The organism is Pseudoduganella sp. R-43, assembly GCF_049913255.1.
Taxonomy (GTDB): domain Bacteria; phylum Pseudomonadota; class Gammaproteobacteria; order Burkholderiales; family Burkholderiaceae_D; genus Rugamonas.
In genome coordinates this window covers 4,348,266-4,367,372 of record NZ_CP183988.1, presented here as the reverse complement: position 1 = coordinate 4,367,372, position 19,107 = coordinate 4,348,266, and the positions used below count along the sequence as shown (strand labels likewise).

The following is a 19,107-nucleotide window of genomic DNA, read 5'->3' as shown; positions in this document are numbered from 1 at the left end:
GTTAGCGGCGCGGGGTATCGCTGCGCGCCATGATGGCGCGGTTCAGGCGCTCCATCGTGTCGGCCGGCACGTCGCGGCTGCAGACGATGTAGCGCTTCAGGCCGGGCGGCATGTCGGCGAAATCGATCAGCACCAGCGACTGCAATTCCGGGAATTTGAGCCGCAGGTAGTTCCAGTCCTCGCGGTCCACGAACAGGTAGTCGGCGCGGCCGAAGGCCACCATGCGGAACATGGCCGATGTTTCCACCGTGCGGCGCATGATGCGGTTCTGGCTGGTGTTGATCAGGGCATCCAGTTCCGGGCCGTAGGAGACACCGTCGATTACGGCCAGCGTCAGCGACTTGTCCGATAGCAGGGATTTCAGGCTGGGGTGCGACCGGATGCGGGCCGCCACCGCCGGCACCGCCAGCACGGCGTGCGGCAGGTCCGCGTGCACCGGAATCGAATACTGCGCCACGGCCTCGCGCTCGGGCAGGCGGTACCAGCTGATCGAGCAGTAGTTCGGCATGCCGTGGTTGAAATTGGCCCAGATGCGTTTTTGCGGCTCGTTGACGAAGACCGCCGGCACGCCGGCGGCGGCGAATACCTGCCTGGCGCGTTCCAGCATGAAGCCTTTCGCGACCTTGCTTTCGTCAAAATAATAGTAGGGCGGCTTTTCGCGCCAGGCCACGGTCAGCGGCGCTTCCGCCTCCGCTCCTGCCGCGCCGGCTGTCGCCAGCAACCCGATGAAATATTTCTGCCACATGCTGCCATTATAATAGGGGGCAACAGCAGAAAGGAGTCGCACGATGTTCAGCCGTCCCCACGTAGCACCCCGCATGTTTGACGATCCATCCGCAGCACTGGCCCAGGTCCGGGCGATTTACGACGACAGTATCCGCTTCCTGCGCGAATCCCTGCAGCGCTTTGTCGAGGGCGAAACCCCCACCGAGCGCGTGCGCGCCTGCTACCCATATGTGCGGGTACAGACGGAAACCGTGGCGCGCGCCGATTCGCGCCTGTCGTACGGCTTTGTCGCAGGCCCGGGCGCCTTCGAGACCACGCTGACGCGCCCCGACCTGTTTGAAGGCTATTACACCGAACAATTCCGCCTGCTGTTGAAGAATCACGGCCAGCAGCAAATGCAGATCGAAGTGGGCCTGAGCGCCCAGCCGATCCCGATCCACTTCTCCTTTGCCGAGCATGACCACATCGAGGGCAGCCTGAGCGCCGAGCGGCGCCTGCTGATGCGCGACGTGTTCGACCTGCCCAACCTGGCTGCCATGGACGACGGCATTGCCAACGGCACGTTCGAAGCGGCGCCGGGCGAGGCGCAGCCGCTGTCGCTGTTTACCGCGCCGCGCGTCGATTATTCGCTGCAGCGGCTGCGCCATTACACCGGCACTTCGCCCGAGCATTTCCAGAACTTCGTCATGTTCACGAACTACCAGTTCTACATCGACGAATTCGTGCGCCTGGGCCATGAGCTGATGGCCAGTCCGGACAGCGACGGCTACGTGGCTTTCGTCGAGCCGGGCAATATCGTCACGCGCCGCGTCGGCCACGCCATGCAGCCGGGCGACGACCTGGGCGCGGCGCCGCCGCGCCTGCCGCAGATGCCGGGCTACCACCTGGTGCGCGCCGACGGCAGCGGCATCAGCATGGTCAATATCGGCGTCGGCCCGGCCAACGCCAAGACTGCGACCGACCACATTGCGGTGCTGCGCCCGCACGCCTGGCTGATGCTGGGCCACTGCGCCGGTCTGCGCAACACGCAGCAACTGGGCGACTACGTGCTGGCCCACGGCTACGTGCGCGAAGACCATGTGCTGGACGAGGACTTGCCGCTGTGGGTGCCGATTCCGGCCCTGGCCGAAGTGCAGGTGGCGATCGAGTCGGCGGTGGCCGAAGTGACGCAGCTGGGCGGCCATGACCTGAAGCGTGTGCTGCGGACTGGCACCGTGGCCAGCACCGATAACCGCAACTGGGAGCTGCTGCCGCAGCGCACGCCGGAGCGCCGCTTCAGCCAGAGCCGCGCCGTGGCGCTGGACATGGAAAGCGCAACCATCGCCGCCAACGGCTTCCGCTTCCGCGTCCCCTACGGCACGCTGCTGTGCGTCAGCGACAAGCCCCTGCACGGCGAAATCAAGCTGCCCGGCATGGCCAACCAGTTCTACCGCGACCGCGTCGACCAGCACCTGCGCATCGGCATCCGCGCGCTGGAACTGCTGCGCGGCCTCGGCTCGGACAAGCTGCACAGCCGCAAGCTGCGCAGCTTCGCCGAGGTGGCCTTCCAGTAAGGCTTAGCGCTGCTTCAGCCACGCTTCGTAGCTGACGGCGCCGAGGCGGGGCCTTGCATCGGCGGCAGGCACCAGGCTGCCATGATCGAGGACTGAGCCGAAGTAGGGCGCCTGCGGGTCGGTCACGATCGGCCGCGTTTCGCCGGCCGCCGCCAGCGCGCGGCGCACGATCTGCTCCAGCGGGTAGGCTTGCGGGCCCGCCAGTTCGCTGGTGCCGTTCAGCGGCGCGGCCAGCGCCACATCGGCCAGCGCCTGCGCCACGTCGTCGGCCGCCACTGGCTGGATTAGGGCCGGCGACAGGCGGATGGTCCCTTCCACTGCCGACGACTGGCCGATGGCGGCCAGGAATTCCATGAATTGCGTGGCACGCAGGATGGTGTAGGGAACGCCGTTTTGCTTGATCAGTTCCTCCTGCGCCACCTTGGCGGCGAAGTAGCCGTTCTCCGGCAAGCGGTCGGTGCCCACGATCGACAGCGCCACGTGATGGCGCACGCCAGCCTCTTTCTCCGCTTTGCCCAGGTTGTGGCTTGATTTCCGGAAGAAGTCCAGCACGTCGTCCGGTGCGAACGACGGCGAGTTAGCCACGTCGACCACGACTTCGGCGCCGGCCAGCGCGGCGGCCAGGCCGTCGCCGGTAACGGCGTTGACGCCGGTACCCGGTGATGCCGCCAGCACTGCATGGCCTTTTGCCTGCAGCAGCTTGACCAGTTTGCCGCCTATCAGGCCGGTGCCGCCAATGACTACGATTTTCATGGTTTTTCTCCTTTGGGTTGCTGTCGCGTTGACAGACCATCTTAGGACGGCGAGAATCGGCAGGAATGACGAATACCCCTTATTTCCTGCCAAATATGGAGGGCGACCGCCTGGTGCTGTTCCTGGCCTATGAAGAGGTGGGCCTGCTGGACTTGAGCGGCCCCCAGACCGTGTTCTGGGCCGCCGACAAACGCATGCGCGAACGCGGCTTGCCAGGCTATGCGCGCTGGGTCGCCAGCCTGGCCGGCGGCATGGTGCGCAGCGCCGAAGGCATGGCCCTGGCGACCGAACCGCTGTCTTGCTTCCTGCTGCAGGAGATCGACACGATCATCGTTCCCGGTTCGCCGGAGATGCCGCGCGTGCAATCGTTGTTGAGGGAGCTGAGCGACTGGCTAGCGGGTGCCGCAAGCCGCGCGCGGCGCACGGCATCGGTCTGCAGCGGCACCTTCCTGCTGGCGCAGGCCGGCCTTTTGAACGGCAAGCGGGCCGCTACGCACTGGGCGATGTGCGACCTGCTGCAGGAGCGCTTTCCGGCCGTCGACATCGATCGCGACTCGCTGTTCGTGCGGCAGGAGGCGGTATGGACGTCGGCCGGCGTCACAGCCGGCATAGACCTTGCCCTGGCGCTGGTGGAGGCCGATTGCGGGCGCGAGGTGGCGATGCAGGTGGCGCGCGAACTGGTGGTTTTCCTCAAGCGCCCCGGCGGCCAGGCGCAGTTCAGCGAACTGCTGCTGGCGCAGGAGGCCGGCGGCGATACCTTCGAACGCCTGCACCTGTGGATCATGGAAAACCTGACGCTGGAGCTGCCCGTCGAAGTGCTGGCCGGCCAGGTGAATATGAGCCCGCGCAACTTCGCGCGGGTGTACAAGGAGAAGACCGGCCGCACGCCGGCCAAGGGCGTCGAGGCACTCAGGCTTGAGGCTGCGCGGCGCATGCTGGAGGCATCGCAACGCACGGTCGAACAGGTGGCGCGCCTGTGCGGGTTTGGCAATGAAGAACGGCTGCGCACCGTCTTCCAGCGCAAGCTGGGCGTTTCTCCCAGCGATTACCGCAAGCGCTTTGCGCCTTCCGCTATGCGGCGCACCAGGTAAAGGCCGATGATGTCGACCAGCGCATGGGCGATCATCACGGCCAGCAAGCCGATGTAGTCGAAGGCGAAGCCGAGCAGCACGCCCATGCCGAATACGCCGCTGGCCTGCCACAGGGCGGCGCGGTCGAAGCGGCGGAAGTCGTAGGCGCCGGCGTGCACCAGCAGGAACAGCAGGCTGGCGCCCCAGACGCCTGCCAGCGGCTGCAGCGCGGCGCGGAACAGCAGTTCTTCCGAAACCCCGGCGGCAAGCGAAATCCACAGGGGATTCCAGCCGCTGAGGTCCAGCCTTGTATAGCTGGCGGCGGTGCGCTGCACCGCTTCGGCATGGGGCTTGCGCAATGTGGTCAGGGCCGACATGCCGCCGGCGGCCAGCCCCAGCGCGATGCCGGCCAGCGCTTGCTGCCACCATGGCCAGCCGCCCAGCAGCGGTGCGGCAAGCGGCTGGCGCCGGAAGAGGAGGATGGCAAGGGCGATGCCCGCCAGCGCGGCGCAACTCAGTAGCTGCGTGCGCAGGGGGATTTTCAGATCATGCTTTCGAAGATGATCTTCCACTCGCTGCCTTCACGCGCCCAGTATTGGCGCTTGCGCTGGGTGGAGCGGTTCTTGCCGATCTTCGATTCGAGGGTGAAGGTGCTGACCAGCATATCGTCGCGGCTCGGGTAGCGGAAGATGGTGACTTCGCTGAGGGACACGCTGAGGCCATTCACGCTGGCCAGCGGGCGCATGTCTTTTTCGTACCAGGTCTTCAGGTCTTCGCCATTGGCCGACTTGAACTTGCCCGAATAATTCTTCAACAGCCGCTTGCTGTCGGCGCTGACCAGGTCGGCGCGCCAGGATTCGACCAGGCGGTTCGCGGTAAAACGCTCGTTATCCCATTTGGCCTTGCTGATGAACTCCTGGTGGTCGGCGATCACTACCGGCGTCCTGCCGATATCGACGGTGTTTTCAAGCTTGCGCAAATCGTCGTTGGTCAGCACCACGCAGCCGTCGGAAGCGAGGGGCGGGCGGCTGTAATTGTCGGCCGGCGTGCCGTGCAGGAAAATGCCGCCGCCGCTGCGGCCATTCAGGCGGTCCCATTCGTTGGGGTAGTTGATGCGCAGCGCGCTGGCGCCGTAGAAGTCGGGCAGCTTGGGGCCCGCTACGCGGCCGGTGATGTAGTAGACGCCGAGCGGGGTTTTCTGGTCGCCTTCGCGGAACTTGTCGACCCCCAGCTTGCCTTGGCTGATGTAGTAGTCGGTGACCAGTTTCAGTTCGCCGTTGTTGTTCTGGTAGACGTACAGGCGCGATTGCGTGGCGTCGACCACCAGCACATGGCGCATGTCGGCGCGCAGCTGCAGCACGGAGCGCGGCGCCAGTTCGGGACCGGGGCGCGCCACCAAGGTTTGCAGGCGCACGCGCGCTTCGTCGCGCAAGTCTTTCAGCTTGTCGGCCGGGCCGCTGGCGCCGGCGCCGAGCTGGGCCACCGGCTTGGTGTGCATCAGCAGCAGGTCGCCGCGAATCAGGTGGCCGACGCGGAAATTCGGGTAAGCCTGCACCAGTGCGTCGGCCTTGGCCATCGCCTCCTGGAGCTGGCTGGCGCGCAGATTCTTGTAAATCTCAAGCAGCATGATTTCGGCATCCTGCCGGGCGCGCGGGGCTTCGGCTGGATGGATGGACTTGGCCATGCCGGTGCCGGCTGGCGCCAGCACGGCGCATGCTGCCACCAGCGCGGCAGCGGCGCTGGCACTTGCTCGCTTCGACATCTCCATCAGCCCCCCGACTGCTCTTGCCTGATCAGCCAATTCTTGCCTTGCTTTTCCAGCACCAGTGTCTTGCGGCCCGTGGTGCTGAGGCGATCCGACACATACTTCTGTCGGAATTTCACGGTCGCCGTATTGCCGTTGACCGTCACTTGCGGTGCCTCGACGCTTACCTTGATGTGGCCTTTGCCCTCGATGCGGGCGGTACGGTCGGCTTCCCAGGCTTTGCGGTTCTGGCCCTTCGGCGTCTGGAAATTGCTGCCGTAAGCATTCAGGTAGGCTTTCATGTCTTGCGCGCTCCAGGCTTTGGCCCAGCTATCGACAGCCTTGATGACATCGGCGCCATCGGCGTCTTCCTTCTGTACCTGCTCAGCCTTCGGAGCAGCTTTTGCCAATTGTACCGCCGGGGCGGGAGCTGGTGCGGAAGCTGCAGCCGGCGCGGCGGACGGGGCGCTTGCCACGGGCTTGGCCTGCGCCACGACCGGGACCGGCGCCGCGGCAGGCGCCGCCGCCTTGACAGGCGCGGGCGCCGGCGCCGCAGCGATTGCAGCCAGCGGCGAGGCAGCTTCTCCGCCTTTCGGCGTCAAGGTGTGCACCATTGCCAGCTTGGCCTTCTGCGGCGGCTGCTGGCTCGGATCGGCCAGCTGCATGGCCTTGTCGTAAGACTGGCTGGCCAGCTTGGCATAGACATCGCCCAGGTTTTCGTGGGCGGTGGCATAAGCCGGGTTGGTGCGAATCGCGCGTTCCAGTGCCACGCGGGCCTTATCGTAATTGCCGCCCGAGGCGTGCAGCACGGCCAGGTTGTTATAAGGTTCCGGTAATTCGGGATAATCTTCCGTCAGCTTTTGGAAAACATTAATTGCATCGGCTGTTTTGCCCTGTTCGGACAAAATCATCCCTTTAATAAATCGCAATTGCGCATCTTTTGGCCGTTGCGATAACGCAACATCAACCTTCGCCAAGGCGGCTGGCAGCTGTCCACTGCGCATCATTTTATTGATATCTGCGACCTCATCGGCCTGCGCGGAAAAGCACGCGATTAATAGCGCGGCCCCTAGCGCAAGGGCTGTACGAGAGGAAATTTGCGATGCCTGCATTTATTTATTTTGCCGACGGGAAATAAAGAACCATTTTATCAAAACTCAGGGGGCTGAATATACTTAGAAGATGGAACTAAGTATTACGCAGGAGGACGCGGGGCATACGGCGGAGGGTCTGCCGCTGTTCATTTTTGCGCTCTGCAACCGCCACGGAATGGAAGCCAGGATCACTACCCTGGGCGGTGCAATTGCCAAGCTGCAAGCACCCGACCGGCGTGGCCGGCTCGCCAACGTCATCCATGGCGCGGCGCCCGATTGCGGCATCCACCTGCTGCCGGCGCCGGGGCGCGCCTTGCACCGGGTGCCCTGGCACGCCATGCCGCTGGTGGAAGATGCCAGCGTCGGCCTGCGCCTGGCCAGTCCAGGCCCGCAAGCGGTGCTAGCGACCTATCTGCTGGATGAGGCGAACGGCCTGACGCTGCATTGCCAGGCGCCGGCAGCCGCTTCGGCCACCGTCTGCCTGCGCATCGCCTTGAATATGGCCGGCGAGGGCGATGTCCTCGGCCAGCAGCTGGAGGTAGGCGCAACGCGCGTCGTACCGGCCGGTGAACACGAGCGCGACGTGGCCGGCACGCCATGGGATTGCCGTTCGCCGCGCCCGCTGGCCGAATTGCCAGGGCAGGCGCGCTACCTCCTGGACAAGCACGGAAACGGCGAGGCCGCGCTGCGCCTGCTCGACCCTGCCATGGGCCGCGTGCTCGAACTCGCCACCGATGCCGCCAGCTTGCGGCTGGGCTGCGGCGACCCGCCCGTCTTTCTGTGGCTGGAGCCCATCATGGCGGCAGCCGGCGGTCAACTGGTCCTGCGCTTCACTGCCCAGCCTTAGGCCCCCGCAGGGCTTGTGGTAACAACAATGTTAATATCTGGACTCCCCCATTACCGAGCCCAGCCCAATGAGTATCGTGTTTTCCAGCCTGAACCACGCGCAGCGCGTGCCCCTCGCTGCCGAAATCCACTCGCGCCCCTTCCTGAAACTGGATGCGCCGACCCTGCTGTCCCATTTCGCCATCATGGGCGAGGAGGAACAGCAAGAGTTGCTGGCAGGGCTGTGCGGACACTTCGGCGTGGCGGCGCCGGCCGCAGGCGGCAAGTACTTTACCCATGATTTCGGCCGTTTCCGCCTGAAGTGGGAGCTGCACACCGAATTCGCCACCTTCACCTTCGCCGAAACAGTGGCCAGCATGCCGCTGCCGGAAGAGGCCTTCAGCAACATGCCTTCGCGCCATCTGCCGGAGCAGTGGCTGCTGCAGCTGCAGGGCAGGGTGCTGGTGGCCGCGCACGTGCTGCTTGGGCGGCCGGGCGGCATGCAGCACGCCTTCGCGGAGAGCCTGCAACGCCTGTTCCAGGGCGCCCCGCTGGCGGGCAGCCAGGTGATGAACGGCGGCGAGATGTGGACCGACTTCGCCATCCATGCCGATGGCTTCAGCCGCTTCGTGATCTGCGACGCCGGCATGCACGAACAGCAGTCGGGCCGCCTGGTGCAGCGCGTCCTTGAAATCGAAACCTATCGCATGATGGCCCTGCTTGGCCTGCCGGTCGCGCAAAACGCGACACCGGAACTGAACCAGGTGGAGGCCGAGCTGGCCACCCTGGCCGGCGCCCTGGTGGAAGCCGACGGCAAGGTCGACGACGGCTCCACCGAACAGGCGCTGCTCGATCGCATCACCCACCTGGCGGCGCGGATCGAAAAGGTCTCGGCCGACACCAGCTACCGCTTCGCCGCGGCCAAGGCTTATTTCGGCCTGGTCAATGCGCGCATCGACGAATTGCGCGAACTGCGTATCGAGGGCACGCCAACGGTGGAGGAGTTCATGGAGCGCCGCCTGGCGCCCGCCATGAAGACTTGCGAGGCCGTCGCCGCGCGCCAGCAGGCGCTGGCCGGCCGTATCGCCAACTGCAACGACCTGCTGCGCACCCGCGTCGGCATCGTGCAGGAAGCGCAGAACCGCAAGATCTTGCAGTCGATGAATACGCGCGCGGCGCAGCAGCTGCGCCTGCAGCAGGCCGTGGAAGGACTGTCCGTGGCGGCGATCTCATACTATGTGGTGGGCCTGATCGGCTATAGCGCCAAGGGCGCCAAGGTGCTGGGTGTCGGCGTCAATCCCGAGCTGCTGATGGGCATCATGGTGCCGGTGGTGGCGGTCGGCATGTGGCTCGGCCTGCGCAGCATGCACAAGCGCCTGCACCACGCATGATGCACCTTGCTCGTCGATTCGCCTGGCTGGCGGTGGGCGCGGCTTTGGCCGCCTGTGCACCGGCCACGCGACTTGCACCCGCTTCGACGGCATCGCCGGTGGGCGCGCTGCGCTTCATCGGCGAGCAGCGGGTTGCACACCAAGCCATGTTCCAGGACACCATGCTGGGCGGTTTCTCCGGGCTCGATTACGATGCGGCGCGCGGCCGCTGGGTGGTCGAAAGCGATGACCGCTGCACCCACAACCCCGCGCGCTATTACGAAGCGGAGCTCGATTTTGACGCCAGTGCGTTCCGTGCTGTGCGCTTCAGCGGCCTGCATTATTTTCTGAACGCCGACGGCAAGGACTTTACCGCCACAGCCACCGCGTGCACGCGCGCTGACGTGGAATCAATCCGCATCGACCCGCTGGATGGAAGCATGTGGTATTCCAGCGAAGGCGACCGCCGCTATGGCCTCGACCCCTTCATCCGCCATGCCACGCGCGATGGCGCGTTGCTGGCCGAATTGCCCTTGCCGGAAAACTTCCGGGTGCACCAGGGCGAAGAGCGCGGTTCGCGCTACAACGCCACCTTCGAAGGACTGGCTTTCGCGCCGGATGGCCGCAGCCTGTGGGCTTCCATCGAATGGCCGCTGTACGAAGACGGCCCGATCGCGACCCCGCAGCACGGCGCGGTGCTGCGCATGACGCAGTTCCAGCGCGATGGACAGGTGCTGCGCCAGTTCGCTTATCCGCTGGATGCGATTCCCGCCGCACCGGGATCGGGCAAGGAAGCCGAAAACGGCGTCTCCGAGATTCTCGCGCTGCCAGATGGCGAACTGCTGGTGCTGGAGCGCGCCACGGTGCAGGATGCCGCCGGCGCATACATCAACTACGTCCGCCTGTATGCCACCGATGCGCGCGGCGCCAGCGATGTGAAAGCGCTGCCGGGCCTGGCGGGCGCGCAATACACGCCGGCGCGCAAACGCCTGGTGCATGATTTCAGCAAGCAGCCCATGCCGCGAGCCTACAACCTGGAGGCGATGTCCTTTGGCCCGCGCCTGCCGAACGGCCACGCCACCCTGGTGTTCGCCAGCGACGACAACTTTGGCAAGGGCCAGGTTACCCAGTTCCTGCTGTTTGAAGTGCTGCCCTGAGTATTATTCCGCTGGGTGGAATGGTTAATTGCTGCCGGTGGTGATTCCCGTCATCGCCGACATGGATCAGACTCTCATCATTACTTGAAAGGAGATCCCATGAAGCTGTACTACCACCCAATTTCCGGCCACGCCCACCGCGCCCACCTATTCCTGTCCCTGCTAGGCCTGGACTTTGAGCTGGTCGAAGTCGACCTGCTGAAGGCCGAGCAGAAAACCGAAGCCTTCCTCAAGCTCAATCCCTTCGGCCAGGTGCCGGTACTGGAAGACGACGGCGTGGTGATCGCCGACTCCAACGCCATCCTGGTCTACCTCGCCACGCGCTATGGCGATGCCAGCTGGCTGCCGCGAGACCCGGCCGGCGCGGCTGCCGTGCAGCGCTGGCTGTCGGTCGCCGCCGGCGAAATTGCCAGCGGGCCCGCCACCGCGCGCATCATCAACCTGTTCAGGAAACCGGTCGATCCGGCCGACGCCATCGCCCGCGCCCACCGCATCCTCGCCCTGGTCGAGGCCAGCCTGGCCGGCAAGGAATGGATCGCGGCCGGCTGGCCGACCATCGCCGACATCGCCCTGTACAGCTATATCGCACGCGCACCGGAGGGCAATGTCGACCTCTCGGGCTACGCCAATGTCGGCGCCTGGCTGGCACGCGTCGAAAGCCTGCCACGCTTCCAGCCCTTCATCAAATCAGCGGTCGGGCTGGCAGCATGAACGGGCCCTGGCATGCCGGCGAAATCGCGCTGCAGGCCACGCTCGGCGCGGTGGAACGCATGGACGAGATCGGCCGCAAGGTGATCCGCGACTACATGCCGGACCAGCACCGCGACTTTTTCGCGCAGTTGCCGTTCGCCGTGTTCGGCAATGTCGATGCGGAAGGTCGGCCGTGGGCCACGCTGCGTGCCGGGGAAGAGGGTTTCATGCATTCGCCGGACCCGCAGCATCTGCAGTTGCTGCTGCCCGCGCAGCTCGACGATCCGGCGCAGGCCGGCCTGCGCGACGGTGCTGCAGTGGGCATGCTCGGCATCGAACTGCATACGCGGCGACGCAACCGCCTGAATGGCCGCCTGCGCGCGCTGGGTGGCGAACAGTTCGAGATCGCGGTCGCCGAATCGTTCGGCAACTGCCCGAAGTACATCCATCAGCGCGATTATCGCTTCGAGCGCGCGCCAGGCGAGCCATCGGGACTGCCGCCGCGCCGCCTGCCGCAGCTCGATGCGCTGGCGCGCGACCTGATCGGCCGTACGGGAACTTTTTTTGTCGCAACGTATTCCGGCGAAGGCGAGGAAATGCGGGTCGACGTCTCGCATCGCGGCGGTCCGCCCGGGTTTGTCCAGATCAGCAGCACAGGAAGCTTGCTGGTGCCAGACTATGAAGGGAACCGCTTCTTTGCGACTCTCGGTAACATACTGCTGAATGGCCGTGCCGGGCTGGTGTTCCCGGACTTTGAAAGCGGCGGTTTGTTGCAGATGAGCGGAACCGCGCGCGTTGTCGTGGACGGAACGGAAAGGCACTGGGAATTCCAGCCGCAACAGATTGTGTGGCGGGAAGATGCATTGCCGCTCAGATGGGCGCTGCTAGCAAAATAGTTCTGCTACCATCGATTGCATGGATAGGGTTTCCCTCGCTTCGCCGGGAAGGACCAGGCTGGATGCATTCACTGCGGTGTATGAGCACAGCCCCAACCTGGCTTTCATGATGGATGCCGATGGCACTTTGCTTGCCGCAAACGCCCATGCGCGACGGTTGGCGGAGGAACTCGGCGCCGGAGAGAAGGCGTTCGGCCTGTTCCGGAGCTGGGCCGCCGCCGAACTGCGCGACGACGCCATCCCCGAGGCCAAGCTGCGCGGCGTCTGGCGCGGCGAACTGGCCCTGTGCGAGAAAGACGGCGACGGCACGCCGGTCTCGCTGGCGCTGGAATACTACGCAGGCCACGGCGCCCAGCCCGAATGCTTCCGCTGCCTCGTCACGCCGCTGCCCGAGGCCGACTCCTATGGCTCGCGGCTGCGCTTCAAGCGTCTGTTCGACCACCACCCGCACCCGATGTGGGTGTACGACGTCAGCACGCTGCGCTTCCTGGTGGTCAACCGCGCGGCTGTGTCAATCTACGGCTACAGCGAAGAAGAATTCCTCGAGATGACGATCGAGGATATTCGTCCCGATCACGAACTGGCGCGCCTGCACAACGACCTGGAAACCTCGCCGCGGGCGGCGGCGCAGCAATCCGGCGCCTGGACCCACCGCTGCAAGGACGGCCGCCTGATCCAGGTGGAGATTTCCTCGCATCCCTTGCTGATGGCTGGCCACAAGGCGCGCTTCGTCTTCGCCCACGACGTGACGCGGCGCCTGCGCATCGAGAAAGCCCTGCACGAATCGCAGGAGATGACGCAGCTGGTGGTTGACCACATTCCGCACCAGATCTTCTGGAAGGACATGGACTTGCGGTACCGCGGCTGCAACGACGTGTTCCTGCGCGCGGCCGGCCTGTCCTCGCAGGAGGAGGTGGTTGGCAAGAGCGATTTCGACTTCCCCTGGTCGCACAACGCGGAGCGCATCCGCGCCGACGACGCGAAGATCATCCACAGCGGCGTGCCGCAGCTGAATCGCGAAGACCACCTGCTGTTCGCCGACGGCAGCGTGCACTGGTTCCTGATCAACAAGCTGCCGCTGCACGACCAGGCCGGCCGCACCATCGGCCTGCTTGGCACCATCGAGGACGTGTCCGAGCGCAAGCAGGTGGAGCTGATGCTGCAGCTGCATAACCGCGCGCTGGAATCGAGCGTCAACGCCATTGCCATCACGGCCATCCACGACGGCAGCGACACCATCAACTATGCCAACCGGGCGCTGGCCGAGCTGACCGGCCACGCAGCCGGCGAACTGGCCGGCCGCAGCCTGGAAGAGCTGCTGGCCAGCGACGACGATGCCGCCGCCCGCACCGCCTTGCACGAAGCCGTGCAAGGACAAAGCGACGTCCAGCTCATGCTGCGCGGACGCCATCGGGACGGCCGCAGCTGGTGGGCCCAGTTGCACGTGGCGCCGGTCGGCGGCAGCGAAGGCCAGCACACGCACCGCGTCTGCGTGCTGACCGACATGACCTCGACCATGGACTACCAGGCGCAGCTCGAGCACCAGGCCAGCCACGACGCGCTGACCGGCCTGCCCAACCGCAACCTGTGCGGCGACCGGCTGGCGCAGGCGATCAGCTATGCGCAGCGCTATGGCCATACGGTGTGGGTGGCTTTCCTCGACCTGGATAACTTCAAGCTGGTCAACGACAACCTGGGCCACGATGCCGGCGATGAATTGCTGCGCACCGTGGCGGCCCGCCTGCGCGGCTGCGTGCGCGACACCGACACGGTGGCGCGCATGGGCGGCGACGAGTTCGTGCTGGTGCTGCTGGACGGGCATGAGGCGACGCCGTCGCAAGCCATGCTGCGCAAGATCCTCGACAGCATTTCGGCGCCGATGCAGCTGGCAGGGCAGGAGCGCACGGTGACCTGCAGCATGGGGGTCTCGCTCTACCCGGGCGACAGCACCGATCCGCAGCTGCTGATGCGCTATGCCGACATCGCCATGTACCGCGCCAAGGAAAGCGGCCGCAACCAGGTTCAGTTCTATGAGCCGGCCATGCACGCGCGCATCGTGGAACGGGCCGCCATCGAAAACGAATTGCGCGGCGCCTTGGCGCGCGGCGAGATGTTCCTGGTCTACCAGCCGAAGATGAACGTGGCCAGCGGCGAGATCTCCGGCGTCGAGGCGCTGCTGCGCTGGCGTCATCCGACCCTGGGGCTGGTTCCGCCGGGCCGCTTCATCGGCGTGGCGGAAGAGACGGGCCTGATCGTGGCGCTGGGACGCTGGGTGATCCATACGGCCTGTGCCCAGAACAAGGCCTGGCAGGATGCCGGCCTGCGGCCGCTGCGGGTGGCGGTGAATGTCTCGGCGCGCCAGTTCCGCGACAAGAACCTGGCCGACGAAGTGGTGGAAGCCTTGCGCAGTACCGGCCTGCAGGCGCAATACCTCGAGCTGGAGCTGACCGAGAGCATGATGATGCAAAACGCGGACGAGGCGGTGGTGACGGTGCAGCGCCTGAAGAAAGTCGGCGTCGGCATATCGATCGACGATTTCGGCACCGGCTATTCCAGCCTGGCTTACCTCAAGCTGTTCCCCATCGATTACCTGAAGATCGACCAGTCCTTCGTGCGCGACATGCTGGGCGACCCCACGGTGGCGGCCATCGTACGCTCGGTCATTTCGCTGGGCCACAGCCTGGACTTCCGCATCATTGCCGAAGGGGTGGAGACGGAAGGGCAACTGGCCTACCTGCAACGCTATAACTGCGACGAAGCCCAGGGCTTCCACCTCAGCCAGCCGATCATGCCGGAAGCCTTTGCCGCCTTGCTGAAGCAGGAGCAATCGCGCCAGCCGGCGCTGCGCCCGGCGGAACAGCGCAAGGGCACTTTGCTGCTGCTCGATGATGAACCGAACGTATTGTCGTCCCTGATGCGCCTCTTGCGCCGGGACGGCTACCAGATCCTGGCAGCGCACAATGCGCAGGAAGCGTTTTCCATGCTGGCGACACACGAGGTCCAGGTGGTGGTCAGCGACCAGCGCATGCCGGACATGAACGGCACCGAATTCCTGAGCCGGGTGCGCAAGCTCTACCCGGGTACGGTGCGCATCATCCTGTCCGGCTATGCCGAACTGGAATCGGTGCTGGGCGCCATCAACCGCGGCGAGATCTACCGCTTCTACACCAAGCCCTGGGATGACCAGGCCTTGCGCGACAATATCCGCGAAGCATTCCGCTACCACGCGCTGATGCACGGCGGCGATGGCCATGCCCCGACCGGGACTTAGCTCCCCTGCCAGAGGTGCGAACGTTTCCCGTCTTTCAATAGGCGCCAAACGCTTTGGCGGCGAGGCCCGCGAGCGTGAGGATGACGGCGATGGTGGTTCCGATTCGCCAGCGCGTGCTGGCTCTGGCTTCGGCTCGGCTCTCGGCGAAGCCGCGTTCAATGCCAGATCTTATCTCGGAAAAATTCTTCTCGGACCAGATCCGTTGTTCGGCCAATTGCTGTCCGAAGCCATCTCGCAATGCGTCGATTCTGTCTCGCAATGCGTCGATTCTGTCCCGCATTTCATTGAGGCGGTCATGTTGCTTTTCGAATCCCAGCTCAATTTGATTGCGCAGTGCTACGTGCTCACTTTGCAGCAGTTCCAGAGCCCTCAACAGGTTTGCATTGCTTTCGCGAACGGTTTCCATCCCAGCTTCGAGTTTCGTGATTCTCGCCTCATAGTCAGTCATATAATACCTCCGCACAGATGCCCCAACTCTGTAGCAAACTGCCGCGCAGATGTTTGAGCTTGGACAGGGCTAGCTCAGAAAAGTTCCCAGTCGTGCACGAAGCACCCTCCCACCGCACTTTTTTGCTCCGTTTCGTTTGGAATTCTGGCAAGATTTAAGGCAACAGAATAACAATGGGGTTGCCGATGGCGAAGTTATGGCTGAAACGTCTTGTCCTCGCAATATTGGCGCTGCTGCTGGTGGTCGTACTGGGACTATGGTTCTTCCTGCGCGGCAGCCTGGCCCAGCTCGATGGCCGGCGTTCCGCAACGGGACTAAGCGGCAACGTCACAGTGACCCGCGACGCAAGGGGCGTTCCTTCCATCTCCGGCGGTGACCGGAACGACGTGGCCTATGCCACCGGCTTCGTGCATGCGCAGGACCGCTTCTTCCAGATGGACCTGCTGCGCCGCATGCCGGCCGGCGAGCTGTCCGAACTGTTTGGCGAGAAGGCCCTGGAGACCGACCGTATCAACCGCCTGCACCGATTCCGTGCCCGCGCCGCGCAAGCGATCGAACTCATGCCGGCGGCGGACCGCCAGCTGCTGGAGCGCTATACCGCAGGCGTGAACGATGGCCTGAATGCGCTTGGCAATCGTCCCTTTGAATATGGCCTGGTCGGCGTCGGCCCGCGTGCCTGGGCGCCGGAAGATTCCTTCCTGGTGGCCTGGGCCATGTATATCGACCTGCAAGTGACAGGCATCGGCCGCGAGTTCGCACGCGGCTGGCTGAAAGAGCATGCCAGCGCCGAGCAACTGGCCTTCCTGCTGCCGGCCAGCACGCAGTGGGATGCACCGCTGGACGCCGCCAGCCCGCCGCCACCGGATGCGCCGATCCCGGCCCGCGCGCCGGACTGGTGGGGCAAGGGCGTGGCCAGCGAGCCGGCCACCTTGGCCGCCGCTGCATTCGTCGACGGCGTCGGCAGCAATAACTGGGCGGTGTCGGGCAAGCGCAGCGCCAATGGCGGCGCCATCGTGTCCGACGACATGCACTTGGGGATCAAGCTGGCCAACACCTGGTACCGCCTGTTGCTGCACGTGCCGGGCCAGCACGGCAGCACGCGCCGCATTGTCGGCGTCAGCATTCCGGGCGTGCCGGCCGTAGTGGCGGGCAGCAATGGCAATGTGGCCTGGGGCTTCACCAACAGCTATGGCGATTATGTGGACCTGGTGGAAGTGGGGTCGGCCAAGGACCGGCCCGGCCAGGCGAAGCTGCCCGGCGGTTGGGAAACGCCGACGGAGCATGCCGAGACCATCCTGGTCAAAGGCCAGCCGGCCGTCACCCTCAAGGTGCGCGAGACTTCGCTGGGCCCCGTCATGCAGAGCGGCGGCCGCGAGTATGCCGTGCACTGGGTGGCGCACGACGTGAAGGCTGTCAACCTGGCGATCCGCCATATGGAGGAAGTGGACAGTGTGGCCGAAGCGCTGGCGCTGGCGCCGAAAGTCGGCATGCCGGCGCAGAACCTGGTGGCAGGCGACAGCGACGGCAATATCGGCTGGACCATCGTCGGCCCGCTGCCGCAGCGGCCCGCTACGCCGGTCGACGCCAGCTATCCGCTGTCGGCCAACGGCAGCACGCGCGGCTGGCAAGGCTTGCTGCCGGCGGCGGCGTATCCGTCGGTGCGCAATCCGCCCGGCGGCCAGCTGGTGACGGCGAACAGCCGCCAGTTGCTGGGCGCCGACTCGATCAAGCTGGGCGACGGCGGCTTCGACATGGGCGCCCGCGCCAGGCAGGCGCGCGACGCGCTGGCAGCCCTGGGCGACAAGGCCGACGAGAAGGGCGTCTACGGCGTGATGCTGGACGATCGCGCACTGTTCATTTCCCAATGGCGCGACCGCGCGCTGGCGGTGCTGGATGCGGAAGCGGTGAAGGGCAAGCCGCAGCGCGCCGAGCTGGCGCGCCTGTTGAAGGACAACTGGAATGGGCACGCCAGCGTCGATTCGGTGGCTTACCGCGCCAGCCGAGCCTTCATGTGGTCGCTCTACGAACTGCTGTATGGCGGCGCCAACATCGAGCTGGCCAAATTGAACAAGGATGCCAATATGCGCGCCGCCTCCAGCCGCTGGCCGGTGGTCATCGGACGCTTGCTGGATGAACAGCCCGGCGGCTGGCTGCCGCAAGGTCATGCCGACTGGAAGGCCCTGCAGCTGGCGGCGCTGGACCGCGCCATCGCGCACCTGACCTCCGGCGGCAAGCCGCTGGCTTCGGCCACCTGGGGCGCGCGCAATACGGCCACGATTGCGCATCCGATTGCAGGCGCGGTACCGATGCTGAAGAAGTGGCTCAGCGTGCCGCCCGACCAGCTGCCGGGCGACAGCAATATGCCGCGCGTGGCGGGTCCCGCTTTCGGCCAGTCCGAGCGCATGACGGTCTCGCCAGGACACGAGGAGCAGGGCCTGTTCAATATGCCGGGCGGCCAGAGCGGCCATCCTTTGTCGCCGTTCTTCCTGGCCGGGCATGCCGACTGGGTGGCCGGCAAGGCCACGCCGCTGCTGCCGGGGCCTGCGGCCCACACGCTGGCGTTTACGAAGTAGCGACGTTCTGCCGCAGGAAGTCCACCGTGCGCCGCCAGGCCAGCTTGGCGGCCGCTTCATCGTAGCGCGGCGTGGTGTCGTTGTTGAAGCCATGCTCGACGCCAGGGTAGACGAAGTGCTCGTAGCGGGCGCCGGCGGCCTTCAGCGCAGCCTCGTAGCCCGGCCAGCCGGCCAGGATGCGCGCATCGTTGCCGGCATCGTGGACCAGCAAGGGCGCCTTGATCTTCGGCACATCGGCGGCCGGCGGCTGGGCGCCGTAGAACGGGACGGCTGCCGCCAGGTCCGGCACCATGGTGGCGAGGTAATTGGCCATGCCGCCGCCGTAGCAGAAGCCCACCACGCCGACCTTGCCATTTGCCGCCGGATGCGACTTCAAGACCTGCACGGCAGCGAGAAAGTCGGCGCGGGTCTTGGCCTGGTCCAGCTTCGCGAACAGTTCGCGCGCCTTGTCTTCGTCGCCGGGATAGCCGCCCAGCGGGAACAGGGCGTCCGGCGCAAAGGCCAGGAAGCCGTCGAGCGCCAGGCGGCGCGTGATGTCCTCGATATGCGGGTTCAGGCCGCGGTTCTCGTGCACGACCAGCACGGCAGGCAGCTTGGCCTTGGAAGCGGCCGGCTGCACCAGGTAGCCGCGCAGCTTGCCGTAGCCCTGCGGCGAAGGATGCTCCAGATAGCCGGCATTGAGGCGCTTGTCGTCGGCCGGCACCAGCGGGGCGGCAAAACTCGGCGACAGGGATGCCAGCAGGCCAGCGCCGGCAGCGGCAATGAACTCACGGCGGCTCAACTGGCCATGAACGTATTTGTCGAACAGCTTCAGTACTTCGGGGTCAAAGTCTTTGGCGGTCAGGCGTGTCATCGTGGCGGTCTCCAGGTAAATTAGCGCTGTCAAGTCTACTCCGACCGGTGCATAATGACATTTCGACTCCGAGCCGGAACCAGC

General features: G+C 65.4%; 16 protein-coding genes. 9 read left to right on the top strand and 7 right to left on the bottom strand.

The genetic code is table 11. The annotated features are described in order from the left end of the window. Position 1: 1 nt before the first annotated feature. The gene (locus ACN9M3_RS19710) at positions 2-745 is read right to left on the bottom strand and encodes a substrate-binding periplasmic protein (protein WP_426318386.1); all 744 of its coding nucleotides are present in this window, start codon (positions 743-745) and stop codon (positions 2-4) included. A gap of 43 nt (positions 746-788) precedes the next feature. On the opposite strand from ACN9M3_RS19710, the gene ACN9M3_RS19705 reads away from it, so the two are divergent. Further along, positions 789-2,279, top strand: a complete 1,491-nt coding sequence (locus ACN9M3_RS19705; RefSeq protein ID WP_426162217.1) for an AMP nucleosidase — start codon at positions 789-791, stop codon at positions 2,277-2,279. A gap of 3 nt (positions 2,280-2,282) precedes the next feature. On the opposite strand, the gene ACN9M3_RS19700 is transcribed toward ACN9M3_RS19705, so the two are convergent. Further along, positions 2,283-3,032: an SDR family oxidoreductase gene (locus tag ACN9M3_RS19700; RefSeq protein ID WP_426318385.1), complete on the bottom strand. Its 750-nt coding sequence runs from the start codon at positions 3,030-3,032 to the stop codon at positions 2,283-2,285. A gap of 65 nt (positions 3,033-3,097) precedes the next feature. Between ACN9M3_RS19700 and ACN9M3_RS19695 the strand changes: the two genes are divergently transcribed. After that, complete coding sequence (locus ACN9M3_RS19695) at positions 3,098-4,123, top strand: GlxA family transcriptional regulator (RefSeq protein ID WP_426318384.1); 1,026 nt, start codon at positions 3,098-3,100, stop codon at positions 4,121-4,123. On the opposite strand, the gene ACN9M3_RS19690 is transcribed toward ACN9M3_RS19695, so the two are convergent. From ACN9M3_RS19690 to ACN9M3_RS19680, 3 genes are read right to left on the bottom strand one after another with little or no spacing between them, the layout of a single operon-like run. After that, the gene (locus ACN9M3_RS19690; RefSeq protein ID WP_426318383.1) at positions 4,078-4,674 is read right to left on the bottom strand and encodes a CPBP family intramembrane glutamic endopeptidase; all 597 of its coding nucleotides are present in this window, start codon (positions 4,672-4,674) and stop codon (positions 4,078-4,080) included. The genes ACN9M3_RS19695 and ACN9M3_RS19690 overlap by 46 nt on opposite strands. Further along, complete coding sequence (locus tag ACN9M3_RS19685) at positions 4,644-5,864, bottom strand: L,D-transpeptidase family protein (RefSeq protein WP_426318382.1); 1,221 nt, start codon at positions 5,862-5,864, stop codon at positions 4,644-4,646. The genes ACN9M3_RS19690 and ACN9M3_RS19685 overlap by 31 nt, the downstream gene beginning before the upstream one ends. A gap of 5 nt (positions 5,865-5,869) precedes the next feature. Continuing rightward, a complete protein-coding gene (locus tag ACN9M3_RS19680; protein ID WP_426172248.1) occupies positions 5,870-6,850 on the bottom strand; it encodes a L,D-transpeptidase Cds6 family protein in 981 nt (326 codons plus the stop codon). 178 nt (positions 6,851-7,028) lie between these two features. Between ACN9M3_RS19680 and ACN9M3_RS19675 the strand changes: the two genes are divergently transcribed. The 6 genes from ACN9M3_RS19675 (at position 7,029) to ACN9M3_RS19650 (ending at position 15,149) form a co-directional block, all read left to right on the top strand. Then, positions 7,029-7,787 (top strand): hypothetical protein, encoded by a 759-nt coding sequence (locus tag ACN9M3_RS19675; protein WP_426318381.1) that lies wholly within the window; start codon positions 7,029-7,031, stop codon positions 7,785-7,787. A gap of 67 nt (positions 7,788-7,854) precedes the next feature. Continuing rightward, positions 7,855-9,156, top strand: a complete 1,302-nt coding sequence (locus ACN9M3_RS19670; protein WP_426162211.1) for a DUF3422 family protein — start codon at positions 7,855-7,857, stop codon at positions 9,154-9,156. After that, on the top strand, positions 9,153-10,292 hold the full coding sequence (locus ACN9M3_RS19665; RefSeq protein WP_426162210.1) for an esterase-like activity of phytase family protein: 1,140 nt from the start codon (positions 9,153-9,155) through the stop codon (positions 10,290-10,292). Before ACN9M3_RS19670 ends, ACN9M3_RS19665 begins: the two co-directional genes overlap by 4 nt. A 99-nt stretch (positions 10,293-10,391) precedes the next feature. Beyond that, on the top strand, positions 10,392-11,003 hold the full coding sequence (locus tag ACN9M3_RS19660; RefSeq protein WP_426318380.1) for a glutathione S-transferase family protein: 612 nt from the start codon (positions 10,392-10,394) through the stop codon (positions 11,001-11,003). After that, positions 11,000-11,878 carry a pyridoxamine 5'-phosphate oxidase family protein gene (locus ACN9M3_RS19655; RefSeq protein ID WP_426318379.1) on the top strand — a complete coding sequence of 293 codons (879 nt, stop codon included), beginning with the start codon at positions 11,000-11,002 and terminating at the stop codon, positions 11,876-11,878. The genes ACN9M3_RS19660 and ACN9M3_RS19655 overlap by 4 nt, the downstream gene beginning before the upstream one ends. Positions 11,879-11,897: 19 nt before the next feature. Then, positions 11,898-15,149 (top strand): EAL domain-containing protein, encoded by a 3,252-nt coding sequence (locus ACN9M3_RS19650; RefSeq protein WP_426318378.1) that lies wholly within the window; start codon positions 11,898-11,900, stop codon positions 15,147-15,149. A gap of 34 nt (positions 15,150-15,183) precedes the next feature. Here ACN9M3_RS19650 and ACN9M3_RS19645 read toward each other — a convergent pair whose 3' ends face one another. Beyond that, positions 15,184-15,597 carry a hypothetical protein gene (locus ACN9M3_RS19645; protein ID WP_426318377.1) on the bottom strand — a complete coding sequence of 138 codons (414 nt, stop codon included), beginning with the start codon at positions 15,595-15,597 and terminating at the stop codon, positions 15,184-15,186. Positions 15,598-15,782: 185 nt separating this feature from the next. Here ACN9M3_RS19645 and ACN9M3_RS19640 point away from each other — a divergent pair, with 185 nt between their 5' ends. Beyond that, complete coding sequence (locus ACN9M3_RS19640; RefSeq protein ID WP_426318376.1) at positions 15,783-18,170, top strand: penicillin acylase family protein; 2,388 nt, start codon at positions 15,783-15,785, stop codon at positions 18,168-18,170. Here ACN9M3_RS19640 and ACN9M3_RS19635 read toward each other — a convergent pair. Further along, positions 18,160-19,023 (bottom strand): dienelactone hydrolase family protein, encoded by an 864-nt coding sequence (locus ACN9M3_RS19635; protein WP_426318375.1) that lies wholly within the window; start codon positions 19,021-19,023, stop codon positions 18,160-18,162. The two genes, ACN9M3_RS19640 and ACN9M3_RS19635, sit on opposite strands and share 11 nt — an antisense overlap. Positions 19,024-19,107: the final 84 nt, after the last annotated feature.

Excerpts from the sequence above, each read along its gene's own strand:
- ACN9M3_RS19670 (WP_426162211.1), top strand. The coding sequence starts at position 7,855 with ATGAGTATCGTGTTTTCCAGCCTGAACCACGCGCAGCGCGTGCCCCTC.
- ACN9M3_RS19680 (WP_426172248.1), bottom strand. The coding sequence starts at position 6,850 with ATGCGCAGTGGACAGCTGCCAGCCGCCTTGGCGAAGGTTGATGTTGCG.
- ACN9M3_RS19650 (WP_426318378.1), top strand. The coding sequence starts at position 11,898 with ATGGATAGGGTTTCCCTCGCTTCGCCGGGAAGGACCAGGCTGGATGCA.
- ACN9M3_RS19635 (WP_426318375.1), bottom strand. The coding sequence starts at position 19,023 with ATGACACGCCTGACCGCCAAAGACTTTGACCCCGAAGTACTGAAGCTG.
- ACN9M3_RS19660 (WP_426318380.1), top strand. The coding sequence starts at position 10,392 with ATGAAGCTGTACTACCACCCAATTTCCGGCCACGCCCACCGCGCCCAC.
- ACN9M3_RS19640 (WP_426318376.1), top strand. The coding sequence starts at position 15,783 with ATGGCGAAGTTATGGCTGAAACGTCTTGTCCTCGCAATATTGGCGCTG.
- ACN9M3_RS19655 (WP_426318379.1), top strand. The coding sequence starts at position 11,000 with ATGAACGGGCCCTGGCATGCCGGCGAAATCGCGCTGCAGGCCACGCTC.
- ACN9M3_RS19695 (WP_426318384.1), top strand. The coding sequence starts at position 3,098 with ATGACGAATACCCCTTATTTCCTGCCAAATATGGAGGGCGACCGCCTG.
- ACN9M3_RS19705 (WP_426162217.1), top strand. The coding sequence starts at position 789 with ATGTTCAGCCGTCCCCACGTAGCACCCCGCATGTTTGACGATCCATCC.
- ACN9M3_RS19645 (WP_426318377.1), bottom strand. The coding sequence starts at position 15,597 with ATGACTGACTATGAGGCGAGAATCACGAAACTCGAAGCTGGGATGGAA.
- ACN9M3_RS19710 (WP_426318386.1), bottom strand. The coding sequence starts at position 745 with ATGTGGCAGAAATATTTCATCGGGTTGCTGGCGACAGCCGGCGCGGCA.
- ACN9M3_RS19675 (WP_426318381.1), top strand. The coding sequence starts at position 7,029 with ATGGAACTAAGTATTACGCAGGAGGACGCGGGGCATACGGCGGAGGGT.
- ACN9M3_RS19685 (WP_426318382.1), bottom strand. The coding sequence starts at position 5,864 with ATGTCGAAGCGAGCAAGTGCCAGCGCCGCTGCCGCGCTGGTGGCAGCA.
- ACN9M3_RS19700 (WP_426318385.1), bottom strand. The coding sequence starts at position 3,032 with ATGAAAATCGTAGTCATTGGCGGCACCGGCCTGATAGGCGGCAAACTG.
- ACN9M3_RS19665 (WP_426162210.1), top strand. The coding sequence starts at position 9,153 with ATGATGCACCTTGCTCGTCGATTCGCCTGGCTGGCGGTGGGCGCGGCT.